We start from the raw sequence: 18,185 nt of genomic DNA on the forward strand, positions 1-18,185 counted from the left end.
TAAAGACATCCTGTACAAAAAACACTAAAATACCCCGCAATGAATACATTAACACCACCCTCTAGCTCACTTGTGCGCACCCCTGAAGCTGTACTCAAACAAGTGTTTGGTTATAGTGAATTTCGCGACGGCCAAAAAACGGTTATTGATGCAGCCATTAACGGCCAAGATTCGTTGGTATTGCTGCCAACCGGTGGCGGTAAATCTGTGTGCTATCAAATACCCGCTTTAGTGCTTGAAGGGGTAACTATTGTTATTTCTCCGCTAATATCGCTAATGCAAGATCAGGTAACTCAACTACAAGCGCTGGGCGTTAAAGCCGCATATATAAATAATAGCTTAGCCCGCGAAGAGCAGCAGCAGGTATACCAACAACTCCATCAGGGATTAATTAAACTACTGTATGTTGCCCCTGAAAAAGTGCTGCAGCGCGAGTTTTTAGAGCGCTTATCGCATTTAAAAATCAGCTTATTTGCTATTGACGAAGCGCATTGTGTATCGCATTGGGGGCACGATTTTAGACCCCATTACTTTCGTTTAAACGAATTAAAACAGCGCTTTGCTCATGTACCTATGATGGCCCTTACTGCAACTGCCGATAAAGCCACTCGTTTTGATATTGTTGAGCAATTAAAGTTACAACAACCCTATATTCATACCGGCAGCTTTGATCGCCCTAATATTCGCTACACCATAGAAGAAAAATTTAAACCTATGGTGCAACTGCTGCGCTATTTAAAAGAACAAAAAAGCCAAAGCGGCATAATTTATTGCACCAGCCGTAAGCGCGTAGACGACATAGCCGAAAAGTTAGCCGACGCGGGACTTAACGCCGCCGCCTATCATGCAGGTATGAGTAACGAGCAGCGCCAATTTGTGCAAACCGGCTTTGCCCGCGACGATATACAAATAGTGGTTGCTACAGTGGCCTTTGGTATGGGTATAAATAAACCCAATGTGCGCTTTGTATTGCATTACGATATTCCCAAAAGCATAGAGTCGTACTATCAAGAAACTGGCCGCGCTGGGCGAGATGGACTTGCCGCTGAGGCTATAATGTATTTTGATCCGGCTGATATAGGCCGCGTAAGACGCTTTTTTGAAGATATTGACGACGAGCAACGTCGCCGCGTCGAAGAGCAGCGCTTTAATGCCATGGCCAGTTTTGCCGAAGCACAAACCTGCCGTCGACAAATACTGCTTAACTATTTTAGTGAGTATCAACGTGAGCCATGCGGTAACTGCGATATTTGCTTAAATCCGCCCAAAAGCTTTGATGGCACTTTAGTAGCGCAGCAGGCGCTATCGTGTGTATACAGAGCAGAGCAACGCTTTGGCCTTGGATATATTGTTGAGTTACTACGCGGTGCAAACACTAGTCGTATTCGCGATAATAACCATCATCAACTCAGCACCTACGGCATTGGCAAAGACAAAAGTAGTGAATTTTGGCTAAGTATTTTACGCCAACTTATTCATCAAGGCTTATTAAGCCAAGATATAACCCAAGGTGCATCACTGCGTTTAACCGAAGCCGCGCGCGCTATTTTAAAAAGCGAATATGCGTTGCAACTCGCAGAGCCTCGCCTGCAAGCGAAGCATGTTTATCAAGATAAATTAGCTCAGTTTAATTACGACAAAAAGCTATTTGCTCGCTTAAGGGCGCTGCGAAAAGAGTTAGCCGATGCCGACGATGTACCGCCGTACGTGGTATTTAACGACAAAACGCTTGCAGAAATGGCGCAGCTAATGCCGACCAACGACAGCGAATTCTTAAAGGTGTCGGGTGTTGGCTTTACTAAATTAAATAAGTATGGCGGTGAGTTTTTAACTGCAATTCGCAACTACCTTGCTACTAACTAAGAGCATTATGACCATAATAGAATATCACCACACCCATCAATGCATTATTATTACGCCGGTAGAGCCGCCCCACGACGAAGACTTTGAACTGTGGAGTCGCTTGTTTTTACACCACGATGAAATAACCATTAATGAGTACTCTGCTGGTGCCGATCGCCATCAACTGCGCTTCACTTATCAGCAGCAAACATTTAATTTAAACTTTGAACACTACAGCCAAAGTATTTGGATTAACGGTGAAGGCCATGACGCTGAACATTTATTAGCCGCACTTACTTTTTACCTAAGTTAATAGCAATTAAATAACTTCAAGCTCTCTACTTTTAACTTACATTTTAGTAACAATGATGTAAGCTGATATTACGGTAGTAATTTGCTACGTAGCAGTAAAGGGTTTGAATGGTTACTAAAAAATGGATTTCATCTTGTTGTTTTAGCCTCTGTATTCCAAGCTTTTTTATGTTCAGTTTAGCTGCGCAAGAAACCCCTCATGCGCAAAATGATTGCGCAAGCGAGCAACCAACGCCATCAAGTAGTAATAATTTACGCCGTCAACTAGATCAACCAACGCCACTGTTAAAGCAAAGTAGTAATGCAAAAATTGCCAATATTACTTCGCAGCAACTTAACGTATTTAATACTGAACTCGAAGCCGAAAATAACGCCCTATTTCGCTTTGCTAACCGCGCGCATATTCAAACTGAGCCAGAGGTTATTAAAAGTATTTTATTGTTTGAGAGCGGTGATAATTTTGATCCTAAAAAGCTCGCCGAATCAGAACGCTTACTGCGTAAACAAAACTATTTATACGATGCTCAAGTCATTGCCACCGAAAACTGCGAAGGGAACGTTAATGTTACCGTCGTTACGCGTGACTTATGGACACTACTACCAGAAATAAGCTTTAGCCGCAGTGGCGGAGAAAACAAGTCGAGTATTGGTTTTCGCGAATCTAACTTATTTGGCTGGGGTAAGCGTTTGTCGTTGTCGCGCACTACAGATAGCGATCGTAATGGTTATTTATTTGTATACGACGATCCTAATATTTTATCAACCCGCTATCGTGGGCGTTTAGAGTACGCCGATAATAACGATGGTAAACGCCATCTGCTAGAACTTACCTATCCGTTTTTTGCTATAGACACCCCTTTTAGCTACGGTATTTTAAGCTATTCAGAGCAACGCGAAGAAGCGCTATATCAGCGCGGTGAAAAGTTTAGCGAGTTTGATCAAACGACCGACTACAACAGCTTTTTTGTTGGTCACTCCAAAGCATTAAGCCGTAACTGGACCCAGCGCCTCAGCCTGGGCTACGTTGATGAGCAACATACTTTTGCTGCAATAGACTCTACCTTTGCCCCCTTAGCCGTCGATCGCAGCTTAAGCTACCCTTATGTAAGCGGACACTGGTTTGAAGATAACTTTATAAAAGTACGCAATTTCGACAGTATTTATCGTACTGAGGACTTAAACTTAGGTTGGAACATAAAAGCCTTACTAGGCTACTCCGATGAATCTGTTAGTAACGATGATAGCCGCGCGGTTTACTCTTTTAATTTTAAAAAAGCTCACTTTAGTGGCGATAATACCTTATGGCGCTTTAGTGCAGACATTGATGGTTACTGGAATAAAGAGCAGGACAAATTTGAAAACCTGATCTCCACCAGCCAAATACAATATTATTTAAATACCAGCATTGATCAGTCTTGGTATGTAAAAGCTCGGGTGCAGTACGCTAAAAACCTCACTAACGATAAACAACTTACACTCGGCGGCGAAACCGGCCTACGTGGCTACCCTATGGATTATCAGCATGGAGATCGCAGCTTTTTAGTGAGTTTAGAAAAGCGTTACTATTGGGAATATGATTTGCTGCAATTATTTAAAGTAGGCGGCGCGGCTTTTCTTGATGTTGGCCGAGCATGGTCTAACACCCCAAACAATGTTGAAGATAGCCGCGTTCTTAAAAATGTAGGTATAGGCCTGCGCTTAGCACCAAGCCGTGCAAATGCCGGCACCATGATCCATATAGATATAGCTGCACCGCTAGATAGTGCCGATGGCGTAGATTCGGTACAGTGGCTGGTAAATGTTAAAAATTCTTTTTAAATGGCTATTTCGTCGCACCCTAAAGCGTTAAACTGGGCATATATAATTATTGTGAGACTATAACTTTGGAATTGTTAGCTCTGCTTGGCACCCAATATAAACTGGTCGTTACCCTTATTGCGTTATTACTTTTTCCGATACTGTTAAAAGGTACTAAAAAGCTTCTCGAAAAAGCTATTAAAGGAAAAATAGACCTACACCGAAAATATCGTGCTGAGCTATTACTTAAAATTATCCTCGCATTTGTGATGTTATGTTTAGTGCTGGTATTTTGGGGTATTGAGCTACGTGGACTCCTAGTACTAGGTTCGTCGCTATTTGCTATGCTAGGTGTTGCACTGTTTGCCGCTTGGTCATTACTTAGTAATCTCACCGCTTTTTTACTGATGTTTATTCAAAATGACTGCCGCGTTGGCTATTGGGTACGTATTGTTGATGGCGCAAATAGTATTGAAGGGCGCATTATAGAAATGGGCTTAATGAATGTAGTGCTTGAGCACATTGACGGGCATAGAGTTATATACCCTAATAACTTATTTGTAACTCGTCCGGTACTGGTTTTAAACAAAGAACCTAAGCCAACAAAAGCACCGGTAATTAGGCGTATTATTGGCCCCAAAAAGCCAAATAAATAGTAATAAAAAAGCCGTTTTGTTATCCCAACTGGGTTAACTAAAACGGCTTTACAATTTATTCTATCTATATTTAGTAGCTTACTATTATAACTAGTTATTTAACTCAGCTGTTTTAAGCTCATCATCTAAATCATTTATTTCATCAATAAAAGTGCCAAGCTGTTGTTCAACCAAGCTATTTGCATGAGCAAAATACGCAATATGAAACACCGCATCACCCTCATTTACTAATGGCATAGTTTGCTGGCCAATAATAATTCCACTGCGTGGTGCTGGTAACTCAAGTTCAGAGTCGCCAAGTGGGCTGCTAATATAAGCAAGTACTTGCCCCTTAGTAACACGCTCTCCAAGCGATACCTGCGCACGCACAATGCCATCTACATTAGCACGCACCCAACTTGTAGAGCTGGCTATAATAGGCTCAGGAAGCTTTCTAGGACGCTTACCACGGATCATTTTTAAATGGCGCATAACATAGTCAACGCCTTGTACACCTGCAGCAATCGCAAATGGGTCAAAACGCAGTGCTTCACCGGCTTCATAAGTAATAACCGGGATCCCTAAGTTAGCGGCTTCGCTGCGCAGTGAGCCATTACGTAACGAGGCATCTATCACTGCGGGTGTACCAAATGCTTTAGCCATTTGTGCGGTGGCTTCATCGGCTAAATTAGCGCGTATTTGCGGTAAGTTAGTGCGGTGAATAGCTCCCGTATGTAAATCAATAATATGGGTACAATGTACTGCCACTTGATTAAAAAACATATACGCCATACGACCAGCCAGCGAGCCACGCTCTGAACCCGGAAAACTGCGGTTCATATCGCGTCTATCAGGTAAGTAGCGCGACTTATGTATAAAGCCAAACACATTTACAATCGGCACCGCAATCAGCGTGCCGCGCAACTGGTTAGGATCTATTTTAGCAAGTAATTGCCGCACCACTTCTACGCCATTGAGCTCATCGCCATGAATAGCCGCACACACCATAAGTACCGGCCCTTCCATAACACCATTAACCACTTCAATTGGAATATTAAGTGGAGAGTGGGTATAAAGTTTTGCCGCTTCTAAGGCCAGCGTTTTACGCTCGCCTACGCCAACACTTTCACCTAATAAGGTAAAAGAACGGTTAATTTTAACCTTTGCCACGAGTTGCTGTTCCTTTACTTGATGCTGTTTTTTCAATGAAATCAATCACCATGCCTGCAATATCTTTACCTGTTGCTATTTCAATGCCCTCAAGGCCTGGTGATGAGTTAACTTCCATCACTAAAGGACCACGTGATGAGCGAAGTAAATCAACACCGGCTACATTTAAGCCCATCGCTTTAGCAGCTGCAACGGCTGTTTTACGTTCTTCTGGCGTAATACGCACTAATGTAGCGCTACCACCACGGTGAAGGTTTGAGCGGAACTCACCTTCTTGTGCTTGGCGTTTCATTGCTGCAATCACTTTGTCACCTAAAACAAAACAACGGATGTCAGCACCACCGGCTTCTTTAATGTATTCTTGCACCATAATGTTAGCTTTTAAGCCCATAAATGCTTCAATAACACTCTCAGCCGCTTTACGCGTTTCAGCCAATACCACACCAATACCTTGCGTGCCTTCTAGTAGTTTAATTACTACCGGCGCACCGCCTACCATTTCGAGCAAGTCTTTTACATCATCTGGTTTACTAGCAAAACCAGTCACTGGCATACCTACACCTTTACGAGATAAAAGCTGTAATGAGCGCAACTTATCGCGAGAGCGAGAAATAGCAACCGACTCGTTTACTGGATACACGCCCATCATTTCAAATTGACGCAGCACCGAACAGCCGTAAAACGTAACTGATGCGCCAATACGCGGAATAACTGCATCAAAGCCTTTTAAGTTTTCACCACGATAGTGAATTTCTGGTAGCTCAGAGTTTATATTCATATAACAACGCAGTGCATCTACTACTTTAACTTCGTGACCACGAGCTTCAGCCGCCTCAATTAAACGACGCGTTGAATACAATTTTTTGTTGCGAGATAAAATACCAATTTTCATAATTTAAACCTTAATAAGTACGTATTATTTTAGAAGCTTAGTCCCTCTAAAAGTTAATACATCCTTATAATAAATGAGATAAAGCCGGGTCAACGACTATACGATTTTCCATGGCTGTACGCCCGAGTAACATTCTAAACTTCATTGTTGCGCGGCTAGTTAAGGTAATTTCTATAGGCCAGCTATATTTACCCGCATGCAATGTTGTTTCTATAAAGTAACGTAACTCTTTTTGCCCGCCAGAGCTGGTTACGTGCTTCTTCTTTTTAACTTTTGCATTGCAAACAACTTGTGTTTCTTCATCTTCTTGCAATGGTTGGGTAATAAATTTAACCCACTTTTCGCCATCAACTTCATACTCTTCTATATTAAGTGCATGAATACATGAGGTGCGGGCACCGGTATCAATTTTTGCTTTTACTTTCTCGATGCCTAGCTCTGGTAAACTCAACCACTCACGCCAACCAACGGTAATCTTTGCTGTCATAAATGTGCCCTTAATAAAAAAGTGTCTTATACGCTACCGGAAAAAAAACACCAACAAAATAAATTTATCAAGTCGACAAATTGATTTGATTGATCTTTATAGCCGACTAGTTTAACAATATAAGCGTAACAAACTAGTCAACTTTAAGGGCCAAAAACCCCCTTGTTCGAAGCGCTAAATAAATTTAACTTCTTAAAAAAGAAAGATAAGTTTAATTTACTAAAGTAAATACACTATAGTAAACGGTATTAAAAACACACCATCTATGAGAAATTATTATGATTAATGGCTTACTTCACGCCCTTGTACTTGATGAGCAAGGCGGTGCGCGCACTATAGAAAACAGCGCCGAACTACATAATTGGCAACCAGAGCAAGGCAAGCTTTGGGTGCACATGGATTATAGCCAAGCTGACGTTGTCACTTGGCTAAAAGGCTGTGAATTTTTAACCGACTACGAATTAGAGTCGCTAACTGCAGACGAAACTCGTCCACGTATCACCTCTGCTACAAACGGCCATATGTTATTTTTACGCGGTATTAATTTAAATCCGGCACAAAGCCCTGAAGACATGGTTTCAATTCGCCTTTTTATTAACGATGATATTGTTATTACTACCCGAAAGCGTCGCTTACTATCTATTCAAGATATTTTAGCTTCATTTAGTAACAATACCGGTCCGCGCAGTATTTCTGAACTCGTCTGCACTATCACCCAAAAACTCACTTCCCGTATGGAAAGTGTTATTGATGCTTTAGATGAAACCCTAGATGAATTTGAAGAAGAAATAGATGAGCCAAGCAAAAAGTTTGATAATCAAGGTTTGTCGCAATTACGTCGGCAAACTATTGCTTTAAAACGCTATTTAAAGCCACAAAAAGAAGCGCTTATTAGCATGGTTAATCATCACTATTCATGGCTCTTCGATGAGGATAAAGCTAAGCTTAATGAAACCACTAATTTACTAACTCGTTACCTTGAAGAATTAGACAGCTCAATAGATCGGGCGCAAATTATTCAACAAACAGTCACTAACCAAGTATCTGAGCAGCTAAATCAGCGTATGTATGTTATGTCGGTGGTGGCTGCATTATTTTTGCCACTGGGCTTTTTAACCGGCTTATTAGGCGTAAACGTAGGCGGCATACCTGGCACAGAAAGCCCTTATGCGTTCACTTTATTCGTCGTGTTTTTAGTTGTACTTACCGGCAGTATTGGCGTGTACTTTAAAAATAAAAAATGGCTGTAACAATATAAATTAATTATTTAGTGGAAGTAACGCGCTACGGGTAAAGCAATAAGCAAAGATAGCTTATAAATACGCTAGGTAATTTAAGGTGAGCCGCATCAGGTTTTTATGCAATAAAAATCTGATGCGGCTCTAAACACGCAAAAAAATTCAAATATAAAACCCTCTATATTCTCCTAAAAACAAACTACACCAAAATAAAGCAACAATTTAATTACAATAAACTAGCAAAACTCTTAACTATTTGTTACTAATATAGGAAATAATAACTAGGAAGCTCTGATAGTATTGCCTCCTAGTCTTTCTCTATAATGCCTTTAAGCAAGTGACCGCTTTAGGAGTTATTGTGTGACCAAATTAGTACTGTGGTTTATTTTTGCGTCTATGACTTTATTAGGTTGTAGCTCGGTTAAAGAGCCAACCTTTAATAACGATATTGTAGTGATTGATGTAGCTGATTTGAACCAATATTGGGTTGCTAAAACATCTAAGGTAGTTTTCTTACCTGGGCGTCCAAAGTGGATACCTAAAGGAATGGGTAAAGCATCTTTTTTTATTACTATTGATTCTAACGGAACTTTGGTTAGTAGAGAGTTAATTGACTCCATACCTAATGATTGGATGACACAAAAAATATTAGATAAAATGCCAATACAACAATATAAGCCTTCCATAACTAACCCGACTAAAATTCCGGTTAAGGTTAAAATAAACCCAGAATTAAAGGCACTTGTTGATATAACTTAATACTGATTAAACGTGAATATTTAAAACACTAAACTGCAACATCTGGTTGCTTTATATTTTAAGGAAAAATAATGAGAAAACTCGGAATTTCAATTGCTTTATTAGCTTTAGCAGGCTGTGCGTCAACAAATTATTCAGACTTTGACGTTAGTGAAGCTGTAATATCAAAGCTTAAAATTAACGAAACTCATAATTTAAATGAAAGGCAGCATAAGCTAGAAATATCTTTTGATTATGAAATATCTGAATACGTAGATACGAACAATTTATATAATTGTTCTGTACAGTTTTTAGCTTTAGATGGCACAACAATCTCAATGTCGAATGGTAAAAAATCACCTTGTGAGTTGAATAAAGCCAAAGGCAAAAAGTCTATAGTATGGCCAACCATATTAGATAAGGCGCACTCTCCTTCTGAAGAGCAGCTTTCTAAAATAAAGTACCCTATAGAATACTTTGTAGCTATTCATCAACGAACAGGTAAAAACACGAATAGAATAATCGGAAAGTCCGCCATCCAAGTTAGCACGGTAAAAATATAGCTCACTAACGATCTAATACAGTTTGTAGAGATTATACCAATATAAAAAAGGCGAACATTTTACAATGTTCGCCTTTTTTATAACAGTCAGCTAATTACTCTTGAAAGTAAGTGCCCCAACCGTCGTATTCTACTTCGCATTCAACAGCAAGTGCTGCCAGCTTATCAACGTCTTCCATTATTACGTCAACATCAAGCTCTGACTCTACAACTATGTCAAAACTCCAAATTTTTGCACCGTCTTCAAGCTCAAGCTCTGCTGGCTCTTCTACATCGTAGCCTAATTTAAAAGCGGCTAATGCGGCCTGCTCTAACTTAGGGAAGTCTTCACATACAAAGTGATGTTCTACTTCGTAAAGTATTTCAGGGTCTGAACCATCTTCGAGTAATGAAGATACGATGTCTTCACTTATTTCACGCCAGTTTTCCATTAATTTTCTCTCACTTGAGCATCTAATTCAGTTATTTTAGCAGCCATAATACTGTGCACACTTTTAGCGTGCTCGCGCGCGCTGATGTTTTTATCAAGCGATATGGGGGCTAACATTTCAATATAAATTGTACCATTATCCCAACGATTTAGTTTAATGGTTTTATGCGTTGTGCTCATACATACGGGCACTATGGGTACTTGCGCACTTAAAGCGGTATGAAATGCGCCTGTTTTTAAAGGTAATAAACCGCGTCCGTAACTGCGTGTACCTTCTGCAAACATCCATACTGATAAGCCATTTTTCTTTATTTTTTCAGCGGCTTTAGAAATAGTTCCCGCAGCTTTTGAGCGGTTTGTACGATCAATTAAAATATTCCCCGAAAGCCAATACAACTGACCAAAAAATGGCACCCACTTTAAGCTTTTTTTACCTACGCTCACGCAGTTTTTAGGCACCATTGCAGGAATAGTAAATAAGTCATAACTATTTTGATGATTTGCCACATAAACCGCAGGACCAAGATTTACGCTATCCGGATGGTACTTTCGTACAACTTTAACGCCCAGCATTTTTGCTACTGAGCCAAACCAGCTCGCTATAATATGCACATTATTAGGATGAAATGGCCTCACTATTGATAACAGTAACCCAAAAATACAACTTAATAATATAAACAACAGCATAATAAAAATACGTATAACAGCAAGCAACAGAGCGTCTCCAAATATAATCGCGTTAAGCCAGCGGCTATTATAACGTTATTTTATGATCTACACGAGAAAATAGCGCACAAGTGTACGCTCAATTTTATAACAAACTAAATTTATAACAAAAAAATGGCCTGCATAAGCAAGCCGTTTAATATGAGCGAATGTGAATTAATCGCTACTCATCAATAGCATTTTCAATTGGCTCGTCGTTTTGCGGGCTAAACTCTACAACAGCTTCGTCTACTCTTTGTAGGCCTCGTGGTAGTTTATTACCCCTACGCCCTCGCTCGCCATAATAATGCTCTAAATCACTTGGTTTAAGCGTTAGTTTTCGCTTACCTGCATGCAGCGTTACACTACTGCCCTCAGGCACTACTGCTAATACTTTTACAAACTCTTCGCGGGCTTGTACTTTAGCCCCCGGAATAGAAATTATTTTATTACCTTTACCTTTACCTAGTTTTGGTAAGTCGCGCAGCGGAAATAACAACATCCGCCCTTCGTTGGAAATGGCCATACAATAATCACTAGCGACCTCGTTAACCCTAATTGGCGACAGTAATAAACCGCCTTTAGGTACGCTCACCAATGCTTTGCCGTTTTTGTTTTTACTCACTAAGTCTTTAAAGTCAGTAATAAAGCCATAACCTGCGTCTGATGCCATAAGTAATACTTGGTTATCTTCACCCATTACTACATGCTCAAAGTTAGCGCCTGCACTAAGGTTAAAACGCCCTGTCATGGGCTCACCTTGGCTACGTGCTGAGGGCAGGCTATGCGCATCGGTTGCAAACGCTCGTCCTGCTGAATCTAAAAACACGGCGGGCTGGTTACTCTTACCCCGAGCTGAGGCTCTATAAGCATCACCGGCTCGATAACTTAACCCTTGCACATCTAAATCATGTCCTTTGCCAACGCGTGCCCAGCCCTTGTCTGAAAGCACCACAGTGACCGACTCTGATGGGATTAAATCTTTTTCATTTAACGCTTTTGCTTCTAGGCGTTCAACAACTGGCGAGCGACGGTCGTCGCCATATATTTCAGCCGCTTCTTGAATTTCTTTTTTAAGCAACGTTGACATACGACGATCTGAGCCTAGCGTTTGCTGCAATTTATCACGCTCTTTAGCGAGTTCATCTTGCTCACCACGTATTTTAAATTCTTCTAACTTAGCTAAATGACGAAGTTTTAGCTCTAAAATAGCTTCTGCTTGTATGTCTGTTAAATCAAAGCGCTCCATTAATACTGGCTTTGGTTTATCTTCGCTGCGAATAATTTCAATCACTTCGTCAATATTTAAAAAGGCTGCTAATAAGCCTTCTAAAATATGTAAACGCGCTAACACTTTATCTAAACGATATTGTAGACGTCGACGTACTGTTTCGCGTCTAAACACTAACCACTCGGTTAAAATAGTCAGTAAATTTTTAACTTGCGGACGCCCATCTAGGCCAAGCATATTTAAGTTTACACGATAGCTTTTTTCTAGATCTGTGGTGGCAAATAAGTGCGCCATTAACGGCTCAGCTTTAATGCGATTTGAACGCGGAATAATGACGATTCGAGTCGGGTTTTCGTGATCTGACTCATCGCGTAAATCGGCTACCATTGGCAGCTTTTTAGCGTTCATTTGCGCTGCAATTTGCTCCAGTACTTTACCACCAGAGCACTGATGTGGCAGTGCGGTAATAACTATATCACCCTGTTCTTGTGTATAAACAGCACGCATTTTGATTGAACCACGCCCAGTTTTATATATTTTGTGAATATCGGCTTTTGGGGTAATTATTTCTGCGTCTGTAGGGTAATCTGGCGCATGTACTAAAGTAAGTAATTCTTCAAGCTCAGTTTTTGGTTTATCAAGTAATAAGCAACAGGCACTGGCTACTTCACGCACATTATGAGGCGGAATATCGGTTGCCATACCAACTGCAATACCCGTTATACCATTGAGTAATATATGCGGTAAACGCGATGGCAGTACCACAGGCTCATCCATGGTGCCGTCAAAGTTTGGCGTCCAATCTACCGTCCCTTGGCCTAGCTCTTTGAGGAGTATTTCAGAGAACTTAGATAAACGTGCTTCGGTATAACGCATTGCCGCAAACGATTTAGGATCGTCGGCCGCGCCCCAGTTTCCTTGCCCGTCAACCAATGGATAACGATAAGAAAACGGCTGCGCCATTAATACCATGGCTTCATAACAGGCACTATCACCATGGGGATGGTATTTACCTAGTACGTCACCTACGGTACGGGCTGATTTTTTATACTTGGCATTAGCCGATAACCCCAGCTCGCTCATAGCATAAATAATACGTCGCTGTACTGGTTTTAAGCCATCGCCCACATGGGGTAATGCCCTATCCATAATTACGTACATAGAATAGTTTAAGTAGGCGTCTTCGGTAAAACGACCCATTGTTTGTTGCTCAATTCCTTGCATTAGCAAGGTATCTGTATCACTCATTAAAGCTTACCTAGTTTTTCTTATAGCTTACACGGTAGATCACATTGGCGTAATCATCGCTTACCAATAGACTGCCGTCACCTAATTCTGCAAATGCAACAGGGCGTCCATATGTTGTTTCGTCTTGCATAAAGCCTGTAATAAATGGCGTATATTTAGTTACACGGCCTTGCTCAATGCTCGCTAATGCCACTTTATAACCTGACTTTTTAGAACGGTTCCACGAGCCATGTTCAGCAACAAATAACTGCTGCTTATAGCTTGCTGGAAATTGCTTACCGTTATAAAAATGAATACCCAAAGGCGCTACATGCGCCGGTAAGGCTAGTGCAGGTGAAGTATAGTCGGCAATTTTTTTACCTTTTCCAAATTCAGGGTCAATAATCGCGCCTGCGTGAACATACGGAAAACCAAAATGCTCGCCCTCTTTAGTGACTCTATTTAACTCATCTGGCGGAATGTCATCCCCCATCATGTCGCGACCATTGTCGCTAAACCATAACGCTTGTGTGCTAGGGTGAAAGTCAAACCCTACTGAGTTACGTACGCCTTGCGCCAGTGTAGTAATTTGCTTGGTTTCTACGTTTAACGCAAAAATACGGCCAAAACGCTCGTCTTCAGCGCAAATATTACAAGGTACACCAACCGGAATTATTAGCTCGCCAGTTGGGGCAAAGCGTAAAAATTTCCAACCATGATGTCGCTCTGATGGCAGCGCATCGTAAAGCACCTCAAACTGTGGGTTTTTTAGTTGCGTATCAATATTTTTAAAACGAATGATGCGGTGTACTTCACCAACATATAAATCGCCATCTTTCATTGCTAAACCTGAAGGCATATTTAAGCCTTCTGCAACCAGCATTTTTTTATCTGCTACGCCATCGCTGTTATGATCAATAAGTGCATATACATTGCCTGCTTTGCGCGAGCCAACATATACTATGCCTTTTTTTGATACTACAACTTGCCGTGCATTTTCAACATCACTGGCAAATAAGCTAAGCTCAAACCCCGGGGCTACCGTGAGTTTATCTAATATATTTTTAGCCATTACGGTATTGCTAGTTAAACCTAGTAATAGCACTATTTTTAGTACCGTATTCATATATTCTCCTTGTTTTTTAAACGCAGACGCTAATTAAACTTGTGCCTTGTTACCGTGATCCTCTAGCCATTGACGCCTATCTGCAGAGCGCTTTTTAGCCAGTAACATATCCATCATTTCCATGGTTAATTCTTCTTCATCCAAGGTGAGTTGCACTAAACGCCGGGTATTTGGATCCATAGTAGTTTCACGCAGTTGCAACGGGTTCATTTCACCCAAGCCTTTAAATCGCTGTACGTTTACTTTACCGCGTTTTTTCTCAGCTTCAATGCGCGCTAAAATACCGGTTTTTTCGTCTTCATCTAGTGCGTAATAAACATCTTTACCAATATCGATTCTAAAAAGTGGTGGCATAGCAACATACACATGCCCTGCTTTTACTAGTGGCTTAAAGTGGCGCACAAATAAGGCGCACAATAGGGTAGCTATGTGTAACCCATCCGAGTCAGCATCGGCTAATATACATATTTTATTATAGCGCAGCGCTGTTAAATCGTCTGAATCTGGGTCTATACCTAATGCCACCGAAATATCGTGCACCTCTTGCGATGCTAATATTTGCCCCGAATCAACTTCCCAGGTATTTAATATTTTACCACGCAGCGGCATTATTGCTTGAAACTCACGATCTCGCGCTTGCTTAGCCGAGCCACCTGCCGAGTCACCTTCCACTAAAAATAGCTCGGTGCGATCGTTATCTGCGGCACTACAATCGGTTAATTTGCCCGGAAGTGCAGGCCCTGCGGTTACGCGTTTACGGATCACTTTTTTAGCAGCACGTAAACGTCGCTGCGCATTAGAAATACACAATTCAGAGAGTTGCTCTGCAATATCGGTATGCTCGTTTAGCCATAAACTAAAGGAGTCTTTTACTACGCCCGATACAAATGCCGCACATGAGCGCGACGATAACTTTTCTTTAGTTTGACCGGCAAACTGCGGATCTTGCATTTTAACTGAAAGCACATAACTACAACGCTCCCAAATATCATCTGGGGTGAGTTTTACACCTCGTGGTAATAAATTTCTAAACTCACAAAACTCACGCATTGCCTCAAGTAAACCTTGGCGTAAACCGTTTACATGAGTACCGCCTTGTGCGGTAGGTATTAAATTTACGTAACTTTCAGCTATTGACTCGCCCCCTTCAGGTAGCCAAATCAATGCCCAGTCAGCACCTTCAATTGAGCTTGAAAACTCACCTACAAAGGGCACATCTGGTAATGTTTCGTAGCCTTTAATGGCTTCAATTAAGTAATCTTTTAAACCCGTTTCGTAAAACCATTCTTGGGTTTCTTTAGTTTGCTTATTAACAAACTTAATGCGTAAGCCTGGGCATAACACGGCTTTAGCTTTTAATAAGTGATTTAGTTTAGTGATTGAATAGTTAGGCGAATCAAAGTAACTAACGTCTGGCCAAAAACGTACTGTGGTACCGGTATTGCGCTTACCCACCACGCCAATTACGCTTAAGTCTTCAACTTTTTCGCCATTTTCAAATGCCATTCTGTATTGCTGGGCATCTCGTCTAACGGTCACTTCTACGCGGGTTGATAGCGCATTTACAACCGAAATACCAACGCCGTGTAAACCACCCGAAAACTGATAGTTTTTGTTAGAAAACTTACCACCAGCATGCAGTTTGGTAAATATTAGCTCAACCCCGGGAATACCTTCCTCTGGGTGAATATCAATAGGCATACCACGGCCATCGTCACTCACTTCGAGCGAGTTATCTTCGTGTAAGATCACATCTATTCGAGTGGCATGGCCGGCCATTGCTTCATCGACACTATTATCGATAACTTCTTGGCCTAAATGATTTGGCCGCGAGGTATCTGTATACATACCGGGGCGGCGTTTTACCGGATCTAACCCATTGAGTACTTCAATAGCTTCGGCGTTATAATTTTGCTGACTCATAATTTTTATCTTTATATGCGCTAACTAGTTTTATTTAATTTAAGAAAATCGACAATGCTTGCAATAGTGCGCTCAAAGCCAATAAAGCTGTGATCACCACCAAATTCTATTAATTGCTTACAGTGTGAATAATAATTTACTGCGTGTTGAAAATTTAACACTTCATCACCCGTTTGTTGCAACAAGTACAACAACTCAGGGTGCTTTAACTCGCTCAATGTTAATACTTTTAAAGCATCTATATGACGGTTATTTAGTTCATAATTATAATCTTGATACGGATTATAATTTGCCCCAAGTAAAGGCTGTAATAAATTGCCCGGTGCTACCGCTGGGTTAATAACCACCGCAGGAATATGATAACGCTGCGATAAATAGGTGGCAAAAAAACCGCCTAATGAACTACCTAATAACGCGGTATTAGGTGTGATTAACTGCTCTAACTCGATAATAGCTTGCAGAGGTTCGTGGTTTAAACGTGGTACATAATAGTCAACATCATAGTGTGCCATAAGCTCACCAAAGCGCACAGCTTTATATGATTTTTCAGAACTATTAAAACCGTGAATATAAATTACGCGCTTAACCATATCACGTCCGTATTTATATGCACTTGCCCTTGCGATGAGTTTATATAAAGCATTCTATAAGCTGGGCCATTATTTTGCTGTTGCCACGCTTTACTGTGCTTAGTAAATTGCACTGAGCTTGCCGGCGTAGCGTAAATATCAAGCTCTCTAAAACATTGCGTATAATCATTATGCACATGACCATGAATAAGCGCAGCAACATTGCCATTATTAACCAAAGTATTTAATAGTTGTGGGCCATTTTCAAGCATATGTTTATCTAAATAACCGTTTATTGGCAACGGATTATGATGGCAAAATACCAGTTGCTTACTAACTGGCTGCGCTAAACAATCGGATATTTCATTTAAATGCTCACTTGTCACCCAACCGGCTGGAGTGAGCCCTTTGGAGTTAATAAGTAATAGCTCAATATCAGTGCTTGCGTTATTAGTTAGGCTATTAGTTAGGTTATTAGCCACTAAGCGTTTTGCCGCTTTTATTTGTCCACCACTGATTTGCTCAAGCAAGGCAATTTCGTCATGATTACCTGGTAGCCAAAATACTGGGCAAGTAAGTGTACTGTTGCTTATAAGCTCACTAAATAATAAGTAAGATTCCACACTATGATCTTGTGTTAAATCACCGCCAAATACCACTGCATCTAGTTGTTGTAACGCCATATGTTCAAGCGCTTGTTGAAAATATGTGGCTGTATTTACCCCAAAGTACTCAGCATTTCTATCGGCAAATAAATGGCAATCTGTAACATGAGCAATACGTAAAGATGGCTTATTAAAAGTATAAGTATCATCAAACCAAGCCATTATTTACATCCCAATTTAGCGTGGCTTGGCCATGCTCAACACACGCCACCAGCCAATCATATAAAAAGGCGTTAAGCTGATATTTTTCATCTTTTTGATGCATTTTAGGATTAGGATAACCGTAAGAAGGTTTTATGCGCTGATGATAGTCGTGATGAATAATTTCGGCCACTTTCGCATCATTATAAAGCCTAACGGTTAAGTATAATGGGGTAATGCCTTTTACCATTCCTGATAGCTGTTTAATGGACACATCCATAGTGTATTTAGCCATGTCATCTATTTTTACAGCAAACTCACTGTTACCCAACTTTACCTCGCGAATACTTTGTTTAGTTTGCTCGCTTGGTAATAACTTTAAAAGCCGCACGTAATTATGCTCGCAAAGTGTTAAATACTTTGGAAGGTTTTGAATATATCTTTGGGTTGCTAAAAGTGCTGTCAAAGTACCGCCATTACAATTTATAAATTACT

At 40.8% G+C, this 18,185-nt stretch carries 18 protein-coding genes; 7 read left to right on the plus strand and 11 right to left on the minus strand.

Annotated elements, in window-relative coordinates:
• The first annotated feature begins 39 nt into the window (after positions 1-39).
• The 4 genes from recQ (at position 40) to I6E78_RS00825 (ending at position 4,607) form a co-directional block, all read left to right on the plus strand.
• Complete coding sequence (gene recQ / locus I6E78_RS00810) at positions 40-1,863, plus strand: DNA helicase RecQ (protein WP_192532767.1); 1,824 nt, start codon at positions 40-42, stop codon at positions 1,861-1,863.
• A 7-nt stretch (positions 1,864-1,870) separates the two neighbouring features.
• A complete protein-coding gene (locus I6E78_RS00815) occupies positions 1,871-2,155 on the plus strand; it encodes a DUF3630 family protein (RefSeq protein ID WP_011329221.1) in 285 nt (94 codons plus the stop codon).
• A gap of 107 nt (positions 2,156-2,262) precedes the next feature.
• A complete protein-coding gene (locus I6E78_RS00820; RefSeq protein ID WP_197181800.1) occupies positions 2,263-3,972 on the plus strand; it encodes a ShlB/FhaC/HecB family hemolysin secretion/activation protein in 1,710 nt (569 codons plus the stop codon).
• Between the two features lie 65 nt (positions 3,973-4,037).
• Positions 4,038-4,607 carry a mechanosensitive ion channel domain-containing protein gene (locus I6E78_RS00825; RefSeq protein WP_011329223.1) on the plus strand — a complete coding sequence of 190 codons (570 nt, stop codon included), beginning with the start codon at positions 4,038-4,040 and terminating at the stop codon, positions 4,605-4,607.
• Between the two features lie 90 nt (positions 4,608-4,697).
• Here I6E78_RS00825 and I6E78_RS00830 read toward each other — a convergent pair whose 3' ends face one another.
• The 3 genes from I6E78_RS00830 to I6E78_RS00840 form a co-directional block, all read right to left on the minus strand.
• Positions 4,698-5,756, minus strand: coding sequence for a succinylglutamate desuccinylase/aspartoacylase family protein (locus I6E78_RS00830; RefSeq protein ID WP_011329224.1), 1,059 nt, complete (start codon positions 5,754-5,756; stop codon positions 4,698-4,700).
• Complete coding sequence (gene rimK, locus I6E78_RS00835; RefSeq protein ID WP_011329225.1) at positions 5,743-6,648, minus strand: 30S ribosomal protein S6--L-glutamate ligase; 906 nt, start codon at positions 6,646-6,648, stop codon at positions 5,743-5,745. The genes I6E78_RS00830 and rimK overlap by 14 nt, the downstream gene beginning before the upstream one ends.
• Before the next feature lie 64 nt (positions 6,649-6,712).
• The gene (locus tag I6E78_RS00840) at positions 6,713-7,135 is read right to left on the minus strand and encodes an ATP-dependent zinc protease family protein (protein WP_086995212.1); all 423 of its coding nucleotides are present in this window, start codon (positions 7,133-7,135) and stop codon (positions 6,713-6,715) included.
• Between the two features lie 278 nt (positions 7,136-7,413).
• Here I6E78_RS00840 and I6E78_RS00845 point away from each other — a divergent pair, with 278 nt between their 5' ends.
• The 3 genes from I6E78_RS00845 to I6E78_RS00855 all read left to right on the plus strand — a co-directional run bounded on the left by I6E78_RS00845 (position 7,414) and on the right by I6E78_RS00855 (position 9,674).
• Complete coding sequence (locus I6E78_RS00845; RefSeq protein ID WP_089368750.1) at positions 7,414-8,385, plus strand: zinc transporter ZntB; 972 nt, start codon at positions 7,414-7,416, stop codon at positions 8,383-8,385.
• A gap of 348 nt (positions 8,386-8,733) precedes the next feature.
• Positions 8,734-9,132 (plus strand): hypothetical protein, encoded by a 399-nt coding sequence (locus I6E78_RS00850; RefSeq protein ID WP_089368751.1) that lies wholly within the window; start codon positions 8,734-8,736, stop codon positions 9,130-9,132.
• Positions 9,133-9,203: 71 nt separating this feature from the next.
• Positions 9,204-9,674, plus strand: a complete 471-nt coding sequence (locus I6E78_RS00855; protein WP_089368752.1) for a hypothetical protein — start codon at positions 9,204-9,206, stop codon at positions 9,672-9,674.
• Between the two features lie 94 nt (positions 9,675-9,768).
• On the opposite strand, the gene rraB is transcribed toward I6E78_RS00855, so the two are convergent.
• The 8 genes from rraB to I6E78_RS00895 form a co-directional block, all read right to left on the minus strand.
• Positions 9,769-10,104, minus strand: coding sequence for a ribonuclease E inhibitor RraB (gene rraB / locus I6E78_RS00860; protein ID WP_011329231.1), 336 nt, complete (start codon positions 10,102-10,104; stop codon positions 9,769-9,771).
• Entirely contained in the window at positions 10,104-10,817 is a 714-nt protein-coding gene (locus I6E78_RS00865; RefSeq protein WP_011329232.1) for a 1-acylglycerol-3-phosphate O-acyltransferase, read from the minus strand. Before I6E78_RS00865 ends, rraB begins: the two co-directional genes overlap by 1 nt.
• Before the next feature lie 175 nt (positions 10,818-10,992).
• Positions 10,993-13,287 carry a DNA topoisomerase IV subunit A gene (gene parC, locus I6E78_RS00870; protein ID WP_011329233.1) on the minus strand — a complete coding sequence of 765 codons (2,295 nt, stop codon included), beginning with the start codon at positions 13,285-13,287 and terminating at the stop codon, positions 10,993-10,995.
• A 10-nt stretch (positions 13,288-13,297) separates the two neighbouring features.
• Complete coding sequence (locus I6E78_RS00875) at positions 13,298-14,392, minus strand: PQQ-dependent sugar dehydrogenase (RefSeq protein ID WP_011329234.1); 1,095 nt, start codon at positions 14,390-14,392, stop codon at positions 13,298-13,300.
• A gap of 33 nt (positions 14,393-14,425) precedes the next feature.
• Positions 14,426-16,315, minus strand: a complete 1,890-nt coding sequence (parE, locus tag I6E78_RS00880) for a DNA topoisomerase IV subunit B (RefSeq protein ID WP_011329235.1) — start codon at positions 16,313-16,315, stop codon at positions 14,426-14,428.
• Between the two features lie 20 nt (positions 16,316-16,335).
• Complete coding sequence (locus I6E78_RS00885; RefSeq protein WP_011329236.1) at positions 16,336-16,905, minus strand: YqiA/YcfP family alpha/beta fold hydrolase; 570 nt, start codon at positions 16,903-16,905, stop codon at positions 16,336-16,338.
• On the minus strand, positions 16,890-17,711 hold the full coding sequence (locus I6E78_RS00890) for a metallophosphoesterase (RefSeq protein ID WP_086995201.1): 822 nt from the start codon (positions 17,709-17,711) through the stop codon (positions 16,890-16,892). The genes I6E78_RS00885 and I6E78_RS00890 overlap by 16 nt, the downstream gene beginning before the upstream one ends.
• The gene (locus I6E78_RS00895; RefSeq protein ID WP_058374175.1) at positions 17,698-18,156 is read right to left on the minus strand and encodes a DUF1249 domain-containing protein; all 459 of its coding nucleotides are present in this window, start codon (positions 18,154-18,156) and stop codon (positions 17,698-17,700) included. Before I6E78_RS00895 ends, I6E78_RS00890 begins: the two co-directional genes overlap by 14 nt.
• Between the last annotated feature and the right edge of the window lie 29 nt (positions 18,157-18,185).

Origin of the sequence: Pseudoalteromonas sp. NZS127 (genome assembly GCF_015864805.1) — a bacterium.
GTDB lineage: Bacteria > Pseudomonadota > Gammaproteobacteria > Enterobacterales > Alteromonadaceae > Pseudoalteromonas > Pseudoalteromonas nigrifaciens.